The sequence below is a fragment of the Okeania sp. SIO2C9 genome, assembly GCF_010672455.1.
GTDB lineage: Bacteria > Cyanobacteriota > Cyanobacteriia > Cyanobacteriales > Microcoleaceae > Okeania.
In genome coordinates, this window is sequence record NZ_JAAHGO010000234.1 from 1 (window position 1) to 1,370 (window position 1,370).

Genomic DNA, 1,370 nt, shown 5'->3' on the forward strand with positions numbered 1-1,370 from the left:
GCAGCACAATGACTTGCAAGAACGCTCTCGTTTAATTGCTAGGGGTTTAATGTTTGCTCATACTCAAGAGTCACGCCAACAAATAGAAAAATTGCTAAGTGATGCTTTTGACAAAAAATTGCCACAGGCTCCGAGATTGCCCATCTATCGCCTGGAGGCAGACGAAAACTTGCCACGTCTATTGCCTGTAGTTGGTAGGCTGCCCCTGAAACTTAATGAATTAAATCAAGTCATTACTCTTCAACCAAGCAGTTCCTTTGAGTTGGTTAAGGTAGATAGTAAGCAAACATTACTGGCAATCCCTGGTTGGCAAGTTGTCAGAAAAGCACAAGATCCCGTGGCAATTGTTTGTAAGAACACTCAGTTACCTGGCAGACTCAATGACAAACCAGAAGATGTACTTCTGTTAATTGATCGCACACAGCAAGCATGGGATGCCCAGAGCTATTTTTTGATTGAACACTCAGGAGAATTAGCAATTGAATGGTTTTCAGAAGCTCCAAATCTCAAGCTGTTGGGACGTCTCTTCTTAGTGCTGCGCCCCAAAAAAATTCTTGATGAAGCTGCCAGCAGCGATGTTTGGCAGATAGATGAGTAACTTTTCACTCTCACGAGTGAAAATCAGGAAATCAACAATTTAGACATGCAAAATAAAAAGTGACCGGGTAATCAAATTCTCCAATGACTTTGAAAAGACTCAAATCCCTAGCTGATAGTAATGCAGTGGATTCGCGGAAGCGAACCCGTCTGCTTACTTGGGTGATTGTTCTGTGCGAAGTTGGTCTGGCTCTGGTAATCCTGAGTAAATATTACCAACATCTAAATTCTCGTAAATTATCAGCTCATTCTGAAGAGTTTCGGCTGGCTGTCAATAAGGCGATGAGTGCTGCCGAATTAACGCAATTAGCCCAATCCTCTCAAGATTGGGATCAGGTTGCTACAAACTGGCAAGGGGCAATTGAATTGATGAACGCTGTGCCTGTTGCTAGCTCAAAATATCAACTGGCTCAAGACAAGGTAAATGAGTATCAACGCAACCTAGAATATGCTCAGGGTAATGTTGAGAAAAAATCTCCTGTTAAGAGTGAATCTACCAATTACTGGACTTTAGGTTCTAGATGGGAAGAGGTGACCAGAATACAAGGTATGCCTAGCCAACTTATTCCTTCTAAGTCTTTATGTCAAGAAGTAGCTTATTACGAAAATAGTAAAGTAGAAATTAAAAATGGGATTGTTATCGACTATGACAATCGCGAAAACAATCTAAAAGTTGCCGTCAACAACTCGGTAAAGACAGGCTTAGTAGGTAATAGTAACTACTGGACTGTAGGCTCGAAAAGAGCAGATGTTCTCAGTATCCAAGGTACGCC

At 41.6% G+C, this 1,370-nt stretch carries 1 protein-coding gene and 1 pseudogene; both read left to right on the top strand.

The genetic code is table 11. From position 1 onward, the window contains the following. A partial coding sequence (locus F6K23_RS40585) for a RuBisCO accumulation factor 1 (RefSeq protein WP_367267979.1) occupies positions 1 to 598 on the top strand: 598 nt, incomplete at its 5' end. Positions 599 to 681: 83 nt separating this feature from the next. Beyond that, positions 682 to 1,370 (top strand): annotated as a pseudogene (locus tag F6K23_RS40590) (hypothetical protein); the annotation flags it as partial.